This window comes from Ornithinibacillus massiliensis (assembly GCF_018310345.1).
Classification (GTDB): Bacteria; Bacillota; Bacilli; order Bacillales; family Amphibacillaceae; genus Ornithinibacillus; species Ornithinibacillus massiliensis.
Map to the genome: position 1 here is coordinate 21,135 of NZ_JAGXBY010000004.1, position 21,098 is coordinate 42,232.

At 36.8% G+C, this 21,098-nt stretch carries 20 protein-coding genes; 8 read left to right on the forward strand and 12 right to left on the reverse strand.

Annotation, left to right across the window (positions count from 1 at the left end; genetic code table 11):
- The first annotated feature begins 300 nt into the window (after positions 1–300).
- From KGF86_RS12280 to KGF86_RS12300, 5 genes are read left to right on the forward strand one after another with little or no spacing between them, the layout of a single operon-like run.
- Positions 301–690 carry a GntR family transcriptional regulator gene (locus KGF86_RS12280; protein ID WP_186868857.1) on the forward strand — a complete coding sequence of 130 codons (390 nt, stop codon included), beginning with the start codon at positions 301–303 and terminating at the stop codon, positions 688–690.
- Positions 691–1,791, forward strand: a complete 1,101-nt coding sequence (locus KGF86_RS12285) for a DUF1648 domain-containing protein (RefSeq protein WP_211742054.1) — start codon at positions 691–693, stop codon at positions 1,789–1,791.
- Positions 1,792–1,823: 32 nt separating this feature from the next.
- Positions 1,824–2,015, forward strand: coding sequence for a PLDc N-terminal domain-containing protein (locus KGF86_RS12290; protein ID WP_186868859.1), 192 nt, complete (start codon positions 1,824–1,826; stop codon positions 2,013–2,015).
- On the forward strand, positions 2,016–2,927 hold the full coding sequence (locus KGF86_RS12295; RefSeq protein ID WP_211742055.1) for an ABC transporter ATP-binding protein: 912 nt from the start codon (positions 2,016–2,018) through the stop codon (positions 2,925–2,927).
- The gene (locus tag KGF86_RS12300) at positions 2,927–3,703 is read left to right on the forward strand and encodes an ABC transporter permease (protein ID WP_211742056.1); all 777 of its coding nucleotides are present in this window, start codon (positions 2,927–2,929) and stop codon (positions 3,701–3,703) included. Before KGF86_RS12295 ends, KGF86_RS12300 begins: the two co-directional genes overlap by 1 nt.
- Before the next feature lie 49 nt (positions 3,704–3,752).
- Here KGF86_RS12300 and KGF86_RS12305 read toward each other — a convergent pair whose 3' ends face one another.
- The 4 genes from KGF86_RS12305 to KGF86_RS12320 form a co-directional block, all read right to left on the reverse strand.
- Positions 3,753–4,454, reverse strand: a complete 702-nt coding sequence (locus tag KGF86_RS12305) for a hypothetical protein (RefSeq protein ID WP_186868862.1) — start codon at positions 4,452–4,454, stop codon at positions 3,753–3,755.
- Between the two features lie 2 nt (positions 4,455–4,456).
- Positions 4,457–5,311 (reverse strand): ABC transporter ATP-binding protein, encoded by an 855-nt coding sequence (locus KGF86_RS12310; RefSeq protein WP_186868863.1) that lies wholly within the window; start codon positions 5,309–5,311, stop codon positions 4,457–4,459.
- Entirely contained in the window at positions 5,301–5,675 is a 375-nt protein-coding gene (locus KGF86_RS12315) for a GntR family transcriptional regulator (protein ID WP_211742057.1), read from the reverse strand. The genes KGF86_RS12310 and KGF86_RS12315 overlap by 11 nt, the downstream gene beginning before the upstream one ends.
- A gap of 156 nt (positions 5,676–5,831) precedes the next feature.
- Positions 5,832–6,707 (reverse strand): ComEC/Rec2 family competence protein, encoded by an 876-nt coding sequence (locus KGF86_RS12320; protein WP_186869102.1) that lies wholly within the window; start codon positions 6,705–6,707, stop codon positions 5,832–5,834.
- A 249-nt stretch (positions 6,708–6,956) separates the two neighbouring features.
- Between KGF86_RS12320 and KGF86_RS12325 the strand changes: the two genes are divergently transcribed.
- On the forward strand, positions 6,957–7,289 hold the full coding sequence (locus tag KGF86_RS12325) for a hypothetical protein (protein WP_186868865.1): 333 nt from the start codon (positions 6,957–6,959) through the stop codon (positions 7,287–7,289).
- 85 nt (positions 7,290–7,374) lie between these two features.
- Here KGF86_RS12325 and KGF86_RS12330 read toward each other — a convergent pair whose 3' ends face one another.
- From KGF86_RS12330 to KGF86_RS12350, 5 genes are all read right to left on the reverse strand, one after another.
- On the reverse strand, positions 7,375–9,516 hold the full coding sequence (locus KGF86_RS12330; RefSeq protein WP_211742058.1) for an ATP-dependent Clp protease ATP-binding subunit: 2,142 nt from the start codon (positions 9,514–9,516) through the stop codon (positions 7,375–7,377).
- A gap of 330 nt (positions 9,517–9,846) precedes the next feature.
- The gene (gene mbcS, locus KGF86_RS12335) at positions 9,847–11,433 is read right to left on the reverse strand and encodes an acyl-CoA synthetase MbcS (protein ID WP_211742059.1); all 1,587 of its coding nucleotides are present in this window, start codon (positions 11,431–11,433) and stop codon (positions 9,847–9,849) included.
- Positions 11,434–11,991: 558 nt separating this feature from the next.
- Complete coding sequence (pdaA, locus tag KGF86_RS12340; protein WP_211742060.1) at positions 11,992–12,786, reverse strand: delta-lactam-biosynthetic de-N-acetylase; 795 nt, start codon at positions 12,784–12,786, stop codon at positions 11,992–11,994.
- An 81-nt stretch (positions 12,787–12,867) separates the two neighbouring features.
- Positions 12,868–14,175, reverse strand: a complete 1,308-nt coding sequence (locus KGF86_RS12345; RefSeq protein WP_186868869.1) for a Na+/H+ antiporter family protein — start codon at positions 14,173–14,175, stop codon at positions 12,868–12,870.
- A 158-nt stretch (positions 14,176–14,333) separates the two neighbouring features.
- Positions 14,334–15,131, reverse strand: a complete 798-nt coding sequence (locus KGF86_RS12350; RefSeq protein WP_211742061.1) for a YfkD famly protein — start codon at positions 15,129–15,131, stop codon at positions 14,334–14,336.
- A gap of 85 nt (positions 15,132–15,216) precedes the next feature.
- Here KGF86_RS12350 and KGF86_RS12355 point away from each other — a divergent pair, with 85 nt between their 5' ends.
- Complete coding sequence (locus tag KGF86_RS12355; protein ID WP_186868871.1) at positions 15,217–16,389, forward strand: MFS transporter; 1,173 nt, start codon at positions 15,217–15,219, stop codon at positions 16,387–16,389.
- Positions 16,390–16,490: 101 nt separating this feature from the next.
- On the opposite strand, the gene KGF86_RS12360 is transcribed toward KGF86_RS12355, so the two are convergent.
- Both KGF86_RS12360 and KGF86_RS12365 read right to left on the reverse strand, forming a co-directional pair.
- Positions 16,491–17,204 (reverse strand): amino acid ABC transporter permease, encoded by a 714-nt coding sequence (locus tag KGF86_RS12360; protein WP_186868872.1) that lies wholly within the window; start codon positions 17,202–17,204, stop codon positions 16,491–16,493.
- Positions 17,205–17,215: 11 nt separating this feature from the next.
- Positions 17,216–18,058, reverse strand: coding sequence for a transporter substrate-binding domain-containing protein (locus KGF86_RS12365; protein ID WP_186868873.1), 843 nt, complete (start codon positions 18,056–18,058; stop codon positions 17,216–17,218).
- Positions 18,059–18,297: 239 nt separating this feature from the next.
- On the opposite strand from KGF86_RS12365, the gene KGF86_RS12370 reads away from it, so the two are divergent.
- Positions 18,298–20,223: a heavy metal translocating P-type ATPase gene (locus tag KGF86_RS12370; RefSeq protein ID WP_211742062.1), complete on the forward strand. Its 1,926-nt coding sequence runs from the start codon at positions 18,298–18,300 to the stop codon at positions 20,221–20,223.
- Between the two features lie 14 nt (positions 20,224–20,237).
- Here KGF86_RS12370 and KGF86_RS12375 read toward each other — a convergent pair whose 3' ends face one another.
- Positions 20,238–21,062, reverse strand: a complete 825-nt coding sequence (locus KGF86_RS12375) for a YihY/virulence factor BrkB family protein (RefSeq protein WP_186868875.1) — start codon at positions 21,060–21,062, stop codon at positions 20,238–20,240.
- Positions 21,063–21,098 lie beyond the last annotated feature (36 nt).

Genomic DNA, 21,098 nt, shown 5'->3' on the forward strand with positions numbered 1-21,098 from the left:
ATGTTTCGGTCAAATTCATCAATTCGCCTCTTCAATCATTCATTCTTCTATAATATCCCAGATTAATTAATCAACTGCTCCCCCCTATTGTTCATTCCAATTAAAAAATCCAAGTACTTTAATCCATTACCTTCTCTTATATTCATTCCCTCCTCCATAAACTAAATTTAATGATTATCCTTATTGACATACATGTTCTAACTGTTATACTATTAATATAACAGTTAGAACTAAAAAATAAGCTTTTCATAAAAATACCTGGGATATTAACTCTCCCAGTTTAAAGGAGCGTGTTCCAATGTGCTAATAAATCTAGATTTTGAATCGAATGAACCAATTTATCAGCAGTTAGTCCATCAAATCATTGAAGGGATTGCTCGTAAGGAAATTGCACCTGGTGAAGGACTTCCATCTGTTCGGTCACTTGCTTCTGACATAGGAATAAATTTGCATACTGTTAATAAAGCGTATCAACAATTAAAGCAGGATGGATTTATTCTAATCCACCGACAAAAAGGAGTTGTGGTGAATCCGGATGGTGTTCCTAAGGCCGATGCCAATTATAAGAAGCAGCTGGAGAAAAATTTGCGTCCCCTCATTGCTGAATCAATATGTCGGGATGTTAGTGAAGAGGAATTTTTAAGGCTTTGTTCTACGATTTTTGAAACTTATCAAGGGGGTTCTGCGTAAATGAATATGATATATCTATTCCTTATTTTACTTCCGGTTTTCATCTTAACAATGTTTATTCCATATTGGACACGAAAAACAGAAAGCTTTGGTGTATCAATTCCGGAAGATATTTATCATTCGGATAACATCAAGAAGCTGCGGAAACAATATGTCCAGTTTTCTGGAATAGCAAGTATTTTAGTAGTCGTACTTTTTTTAGTTCTAAGCTTTATTGATAACTTAGATGAAATTACTTTTGCTCTTTCCTTCTCTCTATTAATATTCCTATATCTAATTGGCACCTTTTTTATCTACTTACATTTTCATCGAGCCATGAAACGGTTGAAGCAGCTCGAAAACTGGGGCCAAGAAAAAGCGCAAGCAATATTCGTCTCAACTGATTTCAGAAGTCATAAATTAATCCATTCCAATGCTTGGTTTATTATTTCATTTCTCATAACGTTTGCGATGATTACTATAACCTTTATGTTCTATGACCGTATACCAGAGCAAATTCCAATTCAATATAACATGAGCGGTGAAGTTACGAACTGGGAGGATAAATCGACACGCATCCTTCTTGCTATGCCAATCATGAGTCTTTATTTAACACTGTTATTTATGTTTTTAAATACTATGATTGCTAAAGCAAAGCAACAGATTAGTGCCGAAAAACCAGAAGAATCCCTACAACAAAATATCATTTTCAGAAGAAGATGGTCAATGTACCTTATTGTTACTGGGATCGGATTAACACTATTATTTGCTTTCATTCAGTTTTCCTTTATTTTCTCAGTTAACCCAGCAATTCTTACCATTTCACCGCTAGTTTTCACAGCTATACTCACCCTTTGGGCAATCATCTTGGCAATCACGACAGGACAGGGTGGTAGCAGAATAAAAGTGTCAACTGGTACTAATGGAGAAGTGATTAATCGGGATGATGATTCCAATTGGAAGCTAGGAATATTTTACTTTAACACGAATGACCCAGCGCTATTTTTAGAGAAGCGATTTGGAATTGGTTGGACTATTAATTGGGCACGACCACTTGCATGGAGCATTATGTTAGGGATAATTTTATTAGCAGTAGGCATTCCACTGTTGTTAGGGATGTAATTATTATTATGTTCAGGGGGAGTTGAGATTTTATGGGAGATATTAATTGGGCGATACTTGCACCGTTCTTCATTATTCAGCTAATTTTATTAATTGTTGCCATTGTAGACTTAGTAAAAGTAAGAGAAACAAATGGCCCGAAATGGTTATGGGTACTGATTATTGTTTTTGTTAGCATGGTCGGACCTATTATCTACTTCATTTTTGGAAGGAGACAACGTTAAATGAGTTTACTTACAGTAAATAATCTAACTAAAAAATATGGTTCCAAAACCGTCGTGGACCATATTAGCTTTGAGTTTGGTCACAACAAATGCATTGCCCTAATTGGTCCTAACGGTGCAGGTAAAACGACAACATTACGGGCACTATCTGGACTGTTAAAACCATCTGACGGAACTATTCAATTTGAGAATCAAGAAAAGAACCATGACATTCGCGATAAAATTGGATACTTGCCGCAATATCCTGCTTTCCACACTTGGATGACAGGTAAGGAATTTTTAGTTTACAGTGGGAAATTAGCAAAGCTCACTAAAGAAGAAGCGAAAAAAAGGGCAGATGAGCTATTAAAGATAGTCGGGATTTCGGATGAAGCTAAGAACGAGCGAATTGGTCGCTACTCTGGAGGGATGAAGCAGCGACTAGGTATCGCACAAGCTATTATTCACCGCCCAAAACTATTAATCTTAGATGAACCGGTCGCATCGCTTGATCCGCTTGGCAGAAGAGAAGTATTAGTTCTAATGGAAAAATTAAAAGAAGAAATGACTATTTTATTTTCTACTCATATCTTAAATGATGCTGAGGAAGTAAGTGATGAACTAATCTTACTTCACCAAGGACAAATCATTGAATTTGGTTCGATAGCAGAATTACGTAAAAAATATCAAACTACGATAATTGAGTTGCAGGTGGAAGGAGATTTAAGCCTTTACCAAGAAAAGCTAAACAAACTAGAAACTATAATAAGTACAAAACTAGAAAGGAACACTCTTTTCATTACTGCCTCCGAGGTAAAAAGTGCACGAGATGAAATTCTCGCCATAGCTACTAAAGAGAATTGGCCAATCACAACATTTTCAATTAATCAAGCCTCACTAGAGGATATGTTTATGAGGGTGGTGAAATCGTAATGCAATGGATGACATTATTTCAAAAAGAGCTGCTAGAGAATTGGCGAAATAAGAAGTGGATTTGGGTTCCATTAGTGATAATTTTAATATCCATAATGGATCCATTAACGACATACTACTTACCTCAGATTATTGATTCTGTCGGTGGGGTTCCTGAGGGTACTACATTTGAACTACCTGAATTTGCACCGCCAGAGGTCATGATGATGAGTCTTTCACAGTTAAGTTTTTTAGGAGTACTAGTAGTAGTCTTAATTGCAATGGGAACAATAGCTGGAGAACGGAAAAGTGGTATTTCCGAGCTTATCTTAGTTAAGCCTGTACATTATATGAACTATATTACAGCTAAATGGGCTTCCTATTTACTATTAGTATGGGTGTCTCTGTTGTTAGCCTTATTAGTTAGCTGGTACTATATTAATCTTTTATTTGGGACAATATCCTTCAGCGATTTTCTTATCACATATATTTTCTATGGCTTATGGTTAACCCTTGTGGTTTCACTGACCATTTTTTATAACACGGTGATTAAATCTTCAGGTTTAGTTCTGTTCTTTACCATTTTAACGATTATGGTGATGAGTATCGTAACCCAGATATTCCAGCATGTTTTGGATTGGAGTCCGAATAACTTATCTAGTTACATTATCGAGTCAATGAGTACTGGCGAATTACATTCCGATTTAATTTTAACCGGGGTTATCACACTAGCGATTTCAATCGTATTAATTCTCGTTTCAGGACAGCTATTTAAACGGAAAGAAATGGCTGGATAATAGGTTAGGGGACATCCTGTCGTTATCGTTAGGATGTCCCTTGTGTTGTTTATCTTCTCTTCTCTATTGTAATTCTTCTGACAAACACAAAGGAAAGTAATATGATCAATAAACCAATCCCGAACATTTGATAGAAAAATACTATATTTACTTGATTTAGGAACTCGACAATAATATCATAAATCCAGCCTTTAGCAATTCCAAATAGTAGCAATATGACCAGTACCCCTGCTACGAGTCCCCCACCAGCAAGACCATATTTATAGAATAGTAGGCCCATGACGAACATAAAGGATAGCAGGAAAAACATGATACTAATGTCAATCAATACCCGATTTAACCAAGTGTCTTCTATTATCATTGCTGGATGTAAAAACATAAAAGATGTGATATTTGCATTCTTTGTAATAAGTAACACGACTTCTTGAATTGTATTTGCAACTAGAGATTGTACCGTGGCAATGATTAAGAAATAAATACCCATACTAATTAAGATGTTCTTACGAGTTGCTCCCATTTTAATGGAAAAAGGAATGCTCTCCTTTACCCTTGTAAATCCTATGACCAAGCAATAAAAGTAAATTGCAAACGGAAAGCCAAATGCTAACATGCCATCTTCTACACCTAATAGGTACACTCCAAAAGCAAGAGAGACTAATAGCATAAATAATAAAATAGACCAAAATATGAGAATGTTATGGCGAATATCACTAATATAGAAATATAGTAAACCTTTAATCTGTTTATTCATGATTACGCTCCTTTTCTTTCCGTAAGATAGATCATTAATTCTTGAATTGGAACACCTTCAACTGATAATCCAGCTGCAATTGCAGCCTCCGAATGCCCTACCACATATGCCGTCATCATACCTGCAAGCTTTTTCGTCATTATCACTTCTTTATCTTGAATGAAATTCTCTACTAATTCTTCCGTCCCAGAAACTGCACATGCACTATTTCGTAGCACGTCTGCATCTTCCTGTAATGCAAGTTTTCCATCTTGAATAATGAGGACTTCTTCAAACATTAGGCTAACCTCATCAATTAAATGAGTAGAAAAAATAATCGTTCTTGGCTCTTTTTCATATTCTTCTAGAAGAATTTCGTAGAACTTCTTTCGTGCCGCTGCATCAAGTCCAATATACGGTTCATCAAACACCGTTACCTGTGCTTTACTAGCTAAACCAACAATAATCCCAAGAGCAGACTCCATCCCTTTTGATAATGCTTTTACCTTAGCTTTTAAATCCAAGTTATATTCCTTCACCAACTCTAATGCTAATGATTGATCCCAATTAGGGTAAAAGTATGAGCTAATCTTTAGGACATGCTTTATAGTCAAATCCTTTTTAAAATTGTGACCTTCTTTAATTAAGCAAATGGATTCTGTTAGTTTCTGATTATCAAACGGTTTTTCACCATCAATCAGAATCTCTCCACTTGTTGATAAAATTTGACCAGCTAATATTTCCATAAAGGTAGTTTTTCCAGCACCATTCCGACCAAGTAAGCCATATATCTTCGGCTCATTAAGCATAAAAGATATAGAATCTAATGCTCGTTTATTCCCGTATTGCTTCGTTAAATTCTTAACCTCAATTTTCATAATCGTGTTCCCCCTCCATCATTCTCATTAAATCCTTTTCACTTATTCGTAGCTTTTTTGCCTCTTCCCTTAATGGGAGAATAAAGTTCTCATAAAATGTCTGCTTTCGTTTTTCAATCAAAATCTCCTTCGCATTGTCTGTCACAAACATCCCTACACCCCTTCGTTTGAATAAAATCCCTTCCGCTACGAGTTCATTAATCCCCTTTGCTGCAGTAGCTGGATTTATCTTATAAAATGCTGCAAACTCATTCGTAGATGGCACCCGTTCCCCTGCCTTAATGGAGTCATTTATGATGGAATCTTCTAGTTGTTCTTTTATTTGAAGGAATATGGGTCTATTATCATCCAAATGATTCTTCATGTTTAAGCTCCTTCGTTAAATGGTTCATTACTTATGTAACTAACCATATAGCATTGAAGGTTTATTGTCAACATTATTTTGAAAAAATTAAACTTAATTAATAAAAGAGCCCATAAAAAAGAGACAGTCTCACACCTTTTCAGTGGGACTGTCTCTTTAGCTACGCTCTAATATGCCTTGTATGGGTGCTTTTTGCGGAAATATTATATAGTCTTCTCCTTCTGTATGGATAACCAAATCTCCATAAACTGCAGTGGAGTATATATTCGTTTCCATTTCCACTAGTTTCTTAATCACTCGGTTAACAGGATGACCATAGTCATTATATTTACTATAGGTTATCACCGCAATATCAGGTTCTACTAACTCTAGAAAATTTTCAGAGCTACTTGTTTTTGAACCATGATGCGCAATTTTAATTATTTCAGCACGTACATCATACTTAGCAGCTATTTTTTTCTCTTGGGCATCTTCTATATCTCCCAGCAATAAAAAGTCGATGTCATTATAGCTGAGCTTTAAAGCAATCGAGGATTGATTATTATTTTTATGCTTGCCGTGCGCATTAAGGATTCGAATATCCAAGAGTGTATCAATTGGCAATTCCTTGCCTGCTTTCGCAACCTTTAACGGAATTTCCTGCTTACGAACTTCATTTATATAATTCGCATATGCCCGGGTAATATGAAGCTTTCCAGAATCTAATATTTCTTTTACCTTAAATTCCTTCATTACTGCTGGAAGCCCACCAATATGATCACGATCTGGATGGGTAGCTATCATTAAATCAATTTTATCAATCCCTAGTCCTTTCAAATAACGGACTACTTTTTTGCCTGCCATTGGTGGACCACCATCAATTAATATATGCTTTTTATTTGGGGTCTTTATATAGATACTATCTCCTTGTCCAACATTTATAAAATGCACTTCCATTTTCGGTGCCTGATGACTTTGAACTGGTACACTGTCTATCGCAAAAATAAGAAAAAATATTAAGAAGTAGGAGAGAATTCTAGTTGGTCGCAGCATGAATGATACATCCTTTGTAAAAGAGTTCATTACTATCCTTTCACGTTTCTAAGCGAAATATTTATGTATCCTTTGTCGCCTATGCTATAAATTCTCATTGACTGTGCTTCGTCGCAAAAATATTACTTAAAATGAAGGATTTTAAAAATTCTTGTCGAATACTAGTATATCGGATAAAAGGGGGAATTGATGATGAGTAACACACTACATTCTTTAGAGGTATATACAGATTAACAACTAAAGGTGGAGATGACTATAAATATTGCAATGGTTGATGTTACGGTGTCTAAACCGGACCATGACTTTAATGAACGTGAGCAAAAGATAATTGAAGTATTACTGCTCAACTTAGCAGCACATGGTAATAGTTATGCAACAAAGGAAAATATGGCATTTACTCCAAATGAAAAGAAGAAAGATACCCTGTTCTCTTTTCAATTTGCTTGGCAACAATCTATTCCTAAAGAACAATATGATGAACTTGTATCTTCTATTCAAAGGAAATACGAAACAGCATTTAATATGTGTGACATAGAAAATGTTGAAATACAGTTTCTTGAGAATGCATATTTGAAAAAATAAATTAAGTCATAAAACGAAGAACGAAAATTCATCCGATATATAAATAATAAGACGCATTGGACTTTGACCAATGCATCTTATCTGTTTACGCTTTATTCACTACTACCTCACCATTTTTCACAGAAACATGAACTTTATTCACGTTTTCCTCTTCCAAAAGTAAGTCTGTTAATGGATCTTCAATTTTATCCTGGATAACACGGCGTAATGGGCGTGCACCAAATTTAGGATCATAACCAATCTTAACTAGGGCTTTTTTCGCTTCATTAGTGATGGTAATTTCCATGTTATTTTCTTTAATTACTTCCGTTAACTCAGTTAACATTAAATCGATAATGCTCATTAGATTTTCTTCTGTTAACTCATTGAAGTTAATGATTGCATCAAATCGGTTTAAGAACTCTGGCTTAAAGTATGAGCTTAAGTTTTCCAATGTGGATACTGATTCGTGCTTATCTTTATTGAAACCAACTGTAATTGATTTCATACCTGTTCCAGCGTTACTTGTCATTATAATAACGGTATCTTTAAAGCTTACTTTCCTACCTTGTGAGTCTGTTAGATGACCATCCTCCATAATTTGTAGGAACATGTTTTGCACATCTGGGTGTGCTTTTTCAATTTCATCCAATAAGATGATGGAATATGGGCTACGACGAACTTGTTCTGTTAATTGTCCTGCTTCATCATGACCTACATATCCTGGAGGTGCACCGATAATTTTAGAAACAGAGTGTTTCTCCATATACTCACTCATATCTAAACGAATCATTGCATCTCTTGTACCAAATAATTCTTCTGCTAGTGCTTTTGTAAGTTCTGTTTTACCAACACCGGTTGGACCTACAAATAAGAATGATCCAATTGGACGGTATTTAGATTTAAGTCCGGCACGACTTCTGCGAATTGCTTTTGCCACATTATCCACTGCTTCATCTTGACCAATTACTTTCTTACGAAGGTTATCACCGATATTTTTCATTTTCGCTTGCTCATCTGCTTGTAGTTTTGTTACAGGAATACCTGTTTTCTCTTCTACAATTAGTTGGATATCGGAAATATCTACATCGATGACTTGCTCTTTACCTTTAGCCTTTTCAAGCTGCTTTTGTAACTGGATTTCTTGGTAGCGTAAGTTTGCTGCACGTTCATAATCTTCTTGTTCAGCTGCAGCTTCCTTCTCCTTCACGATTTCGTCGATTCGTCGTTGAATAGAGCTAGAATCTTTTTGTGAATTAGCTAGGTTTAAACGGGAACCAACTTCATCCATTAAGTCAATCGCTTTGTCTGGTAAGAAACGGTCTTGAATATAACGTGCAGACAATGTGACAAATGCATGAATAGCTTCTTCTGAGTAACGAACTTCATGGAATCTTTCATAACGATCTTTAATCCCATTTAGAATTTGAATTGATTCTTCAACAGATGGCTCCTTCACGATAGTAGGTTGGAAGCGACGTTCCAGAGCAGCATCCTTCTCAATTTTTCGATATTCTTTCAACGTAGTTGCCCCGATGATTTGTAGTTCCCCACGAGCTAAAGCTGGTTTAAGGATATTACCTGCATCCATTTGAGAGCCTTCTGCAGTTCCAGCACCCACTACTTGATGAATTTCATCGATGAACAGAATCGTTTCTTTTCGTTCTTGTAATTCCTTAATTAACTGTTTCATGCGTTCCTCAAACTGACCACGGACGCCTGTGTTTGCGACTAGAGACGCAACATCTAAAATATAGACTTCTTTATGAATTAATTTCGCAGGCACTTGACCTTCTGCTATTTTTAAAGCTAGTCCCTCTGCGATAGCTGTTTTCCCAACACCTGGTTCACCAATAAGAACCGGGTTATTTTTATTTCTTCTATTTAATGTTTCAATAACACGTTTAACTTCCTGATCACGACCAATTACTGGGTCAATTTCACCAGCGCGAGCAGCGTCGGTTAAGTTTCTCCCTAGTTGATCAAGCAAACCATTTCGCTTTGTTCTTTTTTGCTTTGTTTTTGTTGATGTATTAGAATATGCTGAACCATTATTTTGGAAAAAGTTATCTGCAAATGCATCATTTTCTCCATCAAAAGGATTAGAGAAAAATCCATTTGCATTCATCATATTTTCTTGGATTTCACGGAAACATGAATTGCAAAGGTGCATCTGCATCTTTTCATGATTCATTTGCATTGCCATATTAATGTTCGCTTCATTTACACCACATTTTTGACATTTCATTTTCCATTCCTCCCGATAATTAAATATCAATAAGATCAAATTTGACTTTGACTATCTTTGACCTTGTGATTTTATTATACTCTGACCTTTTTTGACTTTCAAGTATTTTGTTCCATTTTTTTGAGAGGCAATAGTGAACACGTATCGTACTGTTTTGTAGGTCATCTCTAAAACCATAGTTCATACTCTTTCGCTCACTTCCTATCCCTATATCCCCTTATTTAATCAATTGAACCTTCCTATCAATTATTTACTGCCTATGCGCTAATCTAATTCATCCATTCAGCAGTTCTATCCCTTTTCCCATAAAAAATAGCAGCCAATCGGCTGCTATTGTGATACCTTCCGTTCTATTTCTTTCTTCCTTAATTCTACCCGCCTAATCTTCCCAGAGATAGTTTTGGGCAATTCTTTTATAAATTCTATTTCCCTAGGGTATTTATAAGGTGCGGTTAATGATTTGACATGCTCTTGTAATTCCTTCGTTAATTGACCTGGTTCTTCTTGAACATTTGGTTTTAGAACAACGAAGGCTTTTACAATACTTCCTCGTACCGCATCCGGACTTGCTACAACAGCACACTCCTGGACATGTGGGTGTTTCACTAGAGCATCTTCCACCTCGAATGGTCCGATCGTGTAACCTGAGCTAATGATGATATCGTCACTACGACCTTCAAACCAGAAATATCCGTCCTCGTCTTTTCGAGCTTGATCTCCTGTTATATAAAAATCCCCTCGCCGTGAAGCATTAGTACGTTCTGCATCTTTATAGTACGCTTTAAACAAAGCAGGACTGTTTAAACGAACAGCGATATCACCAACTACATTGACTCCTACTGGTTCACCAAATTCATCTATAATTTCTACATCATTCCCAGATGTTGGTTTACCCATGGAACCTGGTTTAACCTCCATGTTTTTCATGACACCTAGTAATAATGTGTTTTCTGTTTGTCCGTAGCCATCCCTAACGGTCACATTGAAGTAGGTACGGAATGTATTAATCACTTCCACATTTAATGGTTCACCAGCAGAAACAGCACTATGAAGATGTGTTAGCTGATATCTACTTAAATCATCAACCTTAGCCATTAGGCGATACTCTGTTGGTGTGCAACAGAGGACATTAATCTTATTTTCTTCTAATAAGCTTAAATATTTTTCTGCGTTAAATCTTCCATTATAAATAAAGCCTGTAGCCCCCATACCTAGAACCGATAAGAATGGACTCCATATCCACTTTTGCCAGCCAGGTCCTGCTGTAGCCCAGACCTTATCTCCAGCTTTTACACATAGCCAATTTTCTGGAGCTGTTTTAAGGTGAGCAAATCCCCAGCCATGGGTATGCACAACGCCTTTAGGGTTGCCAGTAGTACCAGATGTATAAGAGATAAAAGCCGTGTCATCTCTTGTTGTAGCTGCCACTTCTAACCTAGGCGATGAATCCTCCATCAGCCCATCGAGAAAATACCAATTATCGACTGGTCTGCCGACTGCAAACTTTATAAGAGAGTCATATTCATGAAGATCTTTATATTGCTCGGTAAAAGTATGATAACTTACCACACCATTTACTTCTCCGTGGCTTATCCGGTATTGTAAATCATTCGTTGTTAGCATTTCGGAACTAGGAACAACTATAATGCCAGCCTTTAAGGCCGCTAAATAAACCTCATAAGCTTCAATTCTACGTGGAATCATGACGAGAAGCTTATCACCTTTTTTTAATTCACTTTCCAGGAAAACGTTTCCAATTTTATTCACGTTTTTCATGAGTTGACCATATGTAATTTCCCGTTTTCTACCTTCTTCGTCTTCCCAAATTAACGCTTTTCTGTTTTCGTGCTGCACATGCTTCTCCATTTCCATCACTATGTTATAGTCCATAGGAGCAATTAGATCCTCTCGCTTCACCTCATCAACTCCCTTAGCTTATTTCCAATTATTATAACAAAAATTTTGAAATGTTAAAATATAATTTAAGTGAAAAAAAGCTGGGACAATACTATTACACATAGGATATACCGAACATTAAAGTTAGCGCATCAAACCCGCCCCGGAAATATACTTGCGGTTGCTTCCAGTACAGGGGCGACACCTGCTCGAGAAAACCTCGCAGTGTCTTCTTTACACTTCATCACAGCATAAGTGCGACATCTGCTCGAAAAGACCTCGCAGTGTCTTCTTTACACTTCATCACAGCATAAGTGCGACATCTGCTCGAAAAGACCTCGCAGTGTCTTCTTTACCGTCGGGCGGCTGGTGATCCTCCTAAGAGCTAACGCTCCCCTGGGGTCTCACCGATGCCTTTCCTCCCACAGGAGTCTCCGTATATTTCCGGGGCTAATGTGGTGATGGTTCGTTTGTTATTACCTTTGTTTTAGTTTTGTCCCAGCCTTACTATACCTCTAAAAAGAAAAATAGTGGGAAAAGTCACCCGTCGATGACCTTACCCACTAATCTTAGTATGTTTCAATAACCGTAAATCGGCTCTGATACTTTATCTTTCATTACCAATTCGTCTAGACTTTTAAACGTGTATCCATCTTTCTTTAAGTCTTGGATAATTTTCTCTAACGCTTGTGCATTATCCTCTGATACGGCATGAAGGAGAATAATAGCTCCTGGATGAACTTGCTCCATCACTTCATCATAAGCATATTGCCAACCTTTTTGGGCTTTTGTATCCCAATCGATTATTGCTAGCGACCAGAATACATGAATATAACCCAAGTCGTTTGCCCATTCCAATGTCTGTTGATTAAACATCCCTTTAGGTGGACGGACATATTTTATGTCATCTTGTTTAGATATTTTCGCAACCGCCTCTTCCAAGGTTTCCAGTTCCCGCTTCATAACTTCCTTCGTTAATATCGTAAAATCTGGATGATGATAGGAGTGATTTCCTACTATATGTCCTTCATCTACCATTCGCTTAATTAAATCAGGGGCACTACTAACATAATGTCCCGTCACAAAAAACGTAGCAGGTACCTTTTCTTTTTTTAATACATCTAATATTTCATCGGTAAATCCCTGCTCATAGCCGTTATCAAAGGTTAAGTAAAGTGTTTTATCACCAGAATCATCAACATAATAACTACCATAGTCTTTTAATATTTGATGATACTTTCCTATATCTGGCCTCTCATGATTCTTGTTTTTCTTATAACCCCAACCATAAGCTTCTGCCTCATCTACATTCATATAAAAAAAGGCAAGAAAAAATATGATGGTAGATGCTAATACGAAATGCCCTTTATGCATGATACCCCACCTATTTTTTTCTTACCTTTTGCTAAATCAGTTCTTTTTATTCACTTATAATCTATTTACCTACATCTTCGTTTATAAGAACAATGATGCTGCCCACCCAAAGATGAATAGTGGAATATTAAAGTGAATAAATGTAGGAACACATGTATCCCAAATGTGATTGTGCTTTCCGTCTGCATTTAATCCTGATGTTGGCCCAAGTGTACTATCAGATGCAGGAGAGCCAGCATCACCAAGTGCACCAGCTGTTCCTATTAGTGCTGCTGTTGCCAGTGGCGAAAAACCAGCCGCTAAACATATTGGAACAAATAATGCAGCTACAATTGGAATCGTTCCGAACGATGATCCAATACCCATCGTAATCACTAATCCGACTACTAATAAGACAAACGAAATGATTGCCTTATTATCTCCTAGAAATCCAGAGGATGCTTCAACTAGGGCATCCACTGCACCCGTCTCTTTTATAACATTGGCAAACCCGGATGCTACAAGCATTACGAATGCGATGGAGCTCATCATACTGACACCATCTGCCACGATTTTATCACTTTTAGAAAATGGAACAACAAAGAATAATACCATTAATAGTAGACCTGTTAATGCACCTAGAATTAGATTTCCAGTAATGATTTGGACTACTAGAGCACCAAGGATTGCTATAATCGTTAGTACATGCTTTATATTAAAGCTAACTTCTTCTAAATCTTGGTTGACAAAAGCAGCTGTCCCTGCGACATCCGATTTAGGCTCTTTATCTTTACGATATGTGATGAAAATAGCAATGAATAAACCAACTACCATTCCTAAAGCGGGGATAATCATTGATTTTGCAACTTCTCCCATTGTAATAGTTGCACCACTTTGTACCATGCCATCATAGATTGTACGGTGGAAAATAAGGCCAAATCCTGCGGGAATCAGAATATAAGGAGCCTTTAAACCAAATGTTAATGCTACTGCCACCCCACGACGATCAACCCGCATCTTATCAAATAGTTTCAATAGTGGTGGGATTAAAATTGGGATAAACGCGATATGCACCGGTACAGCATTTTGTGATAAAGAAGCAACACCTGCTATAGCTAGTAGGAGCATCGTTTTCTTGCCGGTTAATATCTTGATTAAATAGTTAACTAATATAGTTGTAATACCTGTGTAGCTAATAGCTACTGCAAAAGCTCCTAGTAATATATAACTTAACGCTGTATTTGCTTGCTCACCCATTCCATTTACAAGCATCTCAATTGCTTCTATAACATTCAATCCTGCCATTAATCCTGCAGCAACAGCTGCAATGATAACAGAGATTATTACGTTAACCCTTAATAAGCTTAATAATGTCATTACTAATACGGATACAATGACTACCCATTCCATATTGTCTTCCCCCTTAACTCTCTCGCTTCATTACTTTAACATGATAAAGCATCGAAGTATTTTAGTCAACTTATTATTTTCACCAAGATCTGGAATTCTATACAAATTAACTAAAAAAGCTCTGAAACCATTATAGAATCAGAACTTTTAGAAGGGGATTATTTTAATTCAAATGAAAAAGATACATGATCTTGGATTGGTATCCACGCACCGATACCTTGCTTTGTCACATTTTTAATAACGAGTGATTTCTTCGTTCCTTTTAGTTCAATATAAACTTCTCCAAATGTTACTTTCCCTTTTTCATTTACCGCAGGTGCAAAGGCATGTAAGTAGCCGTATTTCTCTGGAGGAACACCATAGGAATTCGTTTTTTTCGTTCCTGCGCCAATGGTAGTAGTATAAGAAAGTGGTAATTTAGTCTTTTGTTTAGATGTCATAATCATCATTTGTTTCACATCATTAGGGTTGTTAATCTTATTTGTTAAAGCACCCTTTACTTCTTTTTGGGCTTGTTGATTAAAACTTAGCTTTTGATTATCTGTTCCACCCATATTATTAAGCTCGTTAACGTTAATCTTTTGATACTCCCAATTTATATTGGTATCATCCGATTCGTAGTGTAGAGGCCATCGTCCAAGAAACACCATTCCTCGATAGCCAATACCAATTGGAGATGGGTTAATGGTGGATTCATTCAACATTTTGATTAAGTTTGGGTTACTAATTTTCACATCGGTACTATCCATTAATTCTTGTGTGAGTTTACTTGGCTCAATAACTTCCTCATCTTCATTGGAATTAGGATAGGTATTTTCTTTTGCAATATCTAAGACATGACTAGGAATTTCATAGTCATTCTTCTCTTTCTCTCCTTTCTCTTTAGCTAGGACGATAATTGGAGAGTATATTGCAAGTAAAAACATGATTAATGCTATAATATAATTGTTTTTCATCATGCCCATTCCTCTCTTTTTGCCTTAGTTTTTTCGTGTGCTTGCAATTTTATACATACATGTCATCTATAGGGGGGAACAAAAAATGATATTAGATCGTTTTCGCTTTTGGATTTTAATTTTGCTTGTGATGATTTCTGGTTTATCACAAGGAATGCTTATGCCACTACTGGCGATAATTTTAGAACAGGGCGGTGTAAGTTCTTCTGTCAATGGCTTACATGCTACAGGATTATACATTGGGGTTTTACTAGCTTCTCCTTTCATGGAAAAACCAATGAAGAAATTTGGATTTAAACCGATTATCTTAATTGGTGGTTTATTGGTTATTGTTTCTTTATTATTATTCCCTTTGTGGGAAGCGCTATGGTTCTGGTTTATCCTGAGAGTAGCAATTGGTATTGGTGATAATATGCTACACTTTGGGACACAAACATGGATTACCACAACAGTAGATAAGCATACGAGGGGAAGAAGCATTTCACTTTATGGAATGTCCTTTGGATTAGGATTTGCGATTGGCCCATTATTTACCAGGCTATTAGAGGTGAATGAAGCACTACCGTTTATTGCATCTGCACTATTAAGTACTATCGTATGGTCCCTAATGTTATTTGTCCGTAATGGACTACCAAGTAGCGAAGCACCAAGTGTAGAAACAACGAAAGACAGCTCTCTTAAGCGATTCATTCAGACAACTAAGATCGCATGGATTGCTTTATTACCGCCGCTTGCTTATGGGTTCTTGGAGGCAACTCTTCACGCTACCTTTCCCATATACGGCCTTCGGATTGGTCATGATGTAGACATGCTTTCATTGATTATTCCTTGCTTTGCTGGTGGAAGTCTAATTTCTCAACTACCTCTTGGAATACTGAGTGATCGAATTGGAAGGAGAAAAATCCTGTTAATCATCTTAACACTTGGTCTATTCTGTTTTATCGGTGCGGCTTTATTCGAGGCATCTGTTATCCCGTTATTTATTCTATTTACATTAGCGGGAATCTTTGTTGGTTCACTATACTCATTAGGAATATCTTATATGACGGATTTACTCCCACAGTCATTATTACCAGCAGGAAACCTGTTATGTAGTATCGCATTTAGTATCGGGAGCTTAGGTGGACCCTATTTAGGTGGTATATTTATTGATATATTCCCTCATGTATCGTTCTTCTATGTTATTGCAGCTGTTTTAGCACTGATTATAGGTGCGATGTTAATGAAGCGAAACAGTGCCGTTATGGTTAGTAATTAATTTTCACTAAGGGTGAATGTTTGGACAAAAAATACTCCCCTCAGGCAAAACAGTTTATCTGTCTGTCCGAGGGGAGTATTTTATTTACATCTAATGTGCTCTTAATTTATCGCTCGATTTGCTTTAATATCCACATATTTGCCATACCTTGCTTCTAATCTATCTTGTAAATAAGATATAGCAATTCCAATCGGCCAATAGACGAAAGCAACCATAATATACATGGTCATCGCATCAAAAGTACGTCCAGCTACTATTTGTGATTTTTGGAATAGCTCTGGTACCGTAATAATAGCAGCCAGTGAAGTTCCTAACATCACACTTAAAAATACATTAGCTAAAGGTGGAATGGCGATACGAATTGCTTGCGGCAAGATAATTAATCGCATTGCCTTCCAATACGGTATATTTAATGCCTTAGCCGCTTCCCATTGCCCTTTATCCACACTAGATAGTGCTGCTCGATAGATTTCTGCAATATATCCTGCACTATTTAACCCAAACGCAATCGATGCAGCAACAAAGGCGGTTAATTTGACTCCCATGATCGGTAAACCATAATAAATCAAGAATAGAAACACGATAATTGGTGTGCTTCGCATAAACGATATATATATCCTTGATGGCCAACGAAGGATAAAATTTGATGAACTTCTTGCTAGTGAAATAAAAAATCCTAGTATCAGACCAATAGCCATTCCGATTAAAGCAAGCGAGATGGTCATTGGTACCCCTTCTAATAAAAACGGTAAGCTATCCCATGCAAGCTTTGGATCAAATAATTTATCTAATTGAACTCTATCAATTTCAAACATTTCATCACCTATTATTCGATTCCTTCGATTTCAATAACTTCCTCTTCCGTCTCTTTCGATACATCCAGTCCTCCAAAGAATTCTTCTGAAATCTTTGTTAATGTACCATCCTCTTTCATCTCAGCAACAACTTCATTTACCTTATCTAATAATACCGTTGCTTCTTTTGGCATTACGACATTATTTGTAGTTGGATGGAAACGAAGGTCAGGATGTAAGGTAATATTGAATTCTGGAAATGCTTGAATGGCTAAAGCTTGAAGGTAGTAATCGTTAATAACTACGTCTGTACGCCCGTTGTGCACGTCACGCAAATATGCATCATTCGTCACATTTCCATAGGTGATAACTTCTGCACCAAATTTTCTAGCGATATCACTATATACTGTAGTTGCCGCTCCGCCAGCTTTTTTACCTTCTAAATCTTCCAATGTATGAATGCCAGATAGGTCATCTGCACGAACAATCATTGTCGAAAATGAATATTTAATTGGTTCTGAGAAAGCGAATTTTTCACGACTTGCTTCTCTTGGCCCTGCTTGAATAATATCAACACGACCACTTTGCAATGCAGATAACATAGCATCAAAAGCCATCGTTTCAAATTTAATATCCACACCTAGTCGCTTGGCGATTTCTCGAGAAACCTCTACATCATACCCCGTTAGTTCATCAGATCCTTCAGGATAATACGAAGCCGGATACAATGTTCCCGCAGTTCCAACTACAATCTCGCCAGATTCTTGGATACTCTCCCAGATGGCATCCTCTACTTGATCGTTTTCATTTCCTCCACACGCAGCGAGAAGAAATACTATGCTTAATACAATTAACACAAGGTAAATTTTCTTCACCTTAAAGCCCCCTTTGGTCTGTTATATTTTAATGATCTTTTTGATTATAACAGACATTATTGTAAGCGTTCAAATTATTTAAATTAGCCAATTAACTGTTATGGTTTTTTCTACACTTTTAGTAGTACATGTTTTGAGGAAACATTTTATTGACTGGCGTATATCTTGTGTTATGATAATAGTAAATATTAAATTATAATAATTATTAATTAGTAATTACTATGTTAGGAGGGCTTTTAATGGAATGGAGATCGGCTATATTTCCTAAATCAGTAACAACGCAACCCACAAAGTGGTTAATAAAATCAGTACCTCATCTTGAATTAATTGCCGCTTTATTCAGTGGCTTTATTATCCTTGTCACTTGGCTATTAGAGAGTCATTTATCCTCTACTTGGTTCGTCCTCTTTCATCTCCTCGCCTTTAGTATTGGTGGATATGCAAAGGCAAAAGAGGGAATTACAGAAACCATCCAAAATAAAGAGCTTAATGTCGAATTGCTCATGATATTCGCTGCCATTGGGTCAGCTATAATCGGCTATTGGACAGAGGGCGCTATACTGATTTTTATTTTTGCTTTATCAGGTGCATTAGAAACCTATACGATGAATAAAAGCAAAGAGGAAATTTCCGCCTTACTTGAGCTTCAACCAGAAGAAGCAACTAGAATTACCAATGGTCAAGAAGAAATCGTTCCGATCAAACAATTAAAGATTGGCGATACGATTTTTGTTCGGGCAGGTGAAAGGATTCCTGCTGACGGCATTATTCGTACCGGCTCAACCTCCATTGATGAAAGTGCCATTACCGGTGAGTCTATACCAGTAACGAGGACAAGAAAACAAGAAGTGCTAGCTGGTACTGTTTCGTTAGATGGAGCGATTACAATCTCGATTACAAAAAGCGCCGATGAAACTATGTTTCAGAAAATCATTAATCTCGTACAATCTGCACAGGAAGAAAAATCTCCTTCTCAATTATTTATTGAACAATTTGAGGGAACTTATGTAAAAGTTGTTCTAGTAGCGTTTAGTATCATGTTGTTTTTACCTTATTTACTATTGAATTGGTCGTTGGAAGAAAGCGTTTATCGAGCTATTATCTTATTAGTTGTAGCATCTCCTTGTGCACTTGTTGCTTCTATTATGCCAGCAATGCTTTCCGCTATTTCAGCAAGTGCTAGTAAAGGCGTTCTATTTAAAGGTGGGGTGCACCTGGAAAACCTTAGCCATATTAAGGCAATCGCTTTTGATAAAACTGGAACATTAACAAAAGGTGATTTAATGGTTACAGATGCTTTTTATGCACAAGGGACGGATACAGATGCTGTTCTAGCTATAGCTGGTGCTATCGAGAGTCAATCAACACATCCACTAGCCAATGCGATTACTTCTTACAGCAAGGAACAAATAGGTCAAACTAAAACGGTAATCGATGTAGTTGATTTGAGAAATATTAGTGGGAAAGGTATAGAAGCCTTAGTTGAGGGCCAGTTGTGGCAGATTGGAAAACCAGAATATGTTGGCAAAGAACTAGCTGAAGCCTTCCATGATGGTGTCTTAAACCAATTAGCTAGTGAAGGGAAAACCGTTGTATTCGTAAAAACAGAAGATAGAATTATTGCAGCGTTTGGACTTAAGGATACTATTAGAAGAGATACTAAAATGGCCATTCAATCCTTACAACAATCTGGCATCAAAACAATCATGCTAACCGGAGACAATGAACGGACAGCCAAAGCTATCTCGGAAGAAGTTGGAATGGATGCTTACATTGCTAATTGTCTACCAGAAGAGAAAGTTAACCATGTAAAAGAATTACAACAAAATTACCTGCATGTTGCCATGGTTGGAGATGGGATCAACGACGCTCCTTCTCTAGCAACTGCTAATGTAGGCATAGCAATGGGGGAAGGCACAGATGTAGCCTTAGAGACTGCGGATGTTATATTGATGAAAAATGACCTATCTAAGATTATCAATGCGATTACACTTTCTAAAAGAATGAATCGGATTATAAAACAAAATGTTTTCTTTTCAATTGGTGTAATTGTGATTCTCATACTTTCAAATTATTTCCAAGCCATTGACCTTCCGTTCGGTGTAATTGGCCATGAAGGAAGTACGATATTAGTAATTCTAAATGGACTGCGTTTGTTAAAATGAAGCATGAGGACTAACTAGTAGTCCTCATGCTTCATTTTGCTTATGGTTGCATTGAGTATTCCACCGATAATGACAATAAAGGCAGATAAATAAAACCATATCATTAATGTTATAACTGCTCCCAAGCTACCATAAGTCGTTGAGTAATTCCCAAGATTGGATACATAATAGGAAAATGCGTAAGATGACAGCTGCCAGGCTATCGTGGCAAATAGTGCTCCCCAAAAAGCTTCACGAAAATAAACCTTTATATTCGGTGCAAACTTATATAAAAAGAGGAACACAATAAAGAATACGACCGATGTTACAACCCAACGCAGCATCTCCCAAACCGTAAGAAAGTCCTCTGATAATCCAAAGAAAGAAAATAAATAGACTCCGATCATTCGACCAAGAACTGGTAACAGAATAGCAATAACAATAACACCGATCATCGCAATTGTAAGAACAATCGCAATCAATCGCGAGATAAGGAAAAACCTATCTTCTTCCACCTCATAGGAACGGTTAAATACACGCATAATGGCATTGATCCCATTCGAAGCAACCCATAATGTACCAATAATCCCAATCGATAATAAATGTCCATTTTGTTGTGATACAAGTTGATCCACATTTGCCTCGATTAATTGCATGGAATCTGGTGGTGCAACAGAAGATAATATCCTAATCAAAACACCAGTATCAATTGGAAGGTAACCTACTAATGTTATAAGAACAACGAGTAAAGGAAATAAGGATAAAAGAAAAAAATAAGCTAATTGTGCGGCAAGACCAAATGCTTCTACTTCTAGAATTCGTCCAATTAGCTTTTTTATAAAGGTTATCGTTTGATCCAAGCTATAACCTCCCACATCAGAAAAGAACAGGGGTCA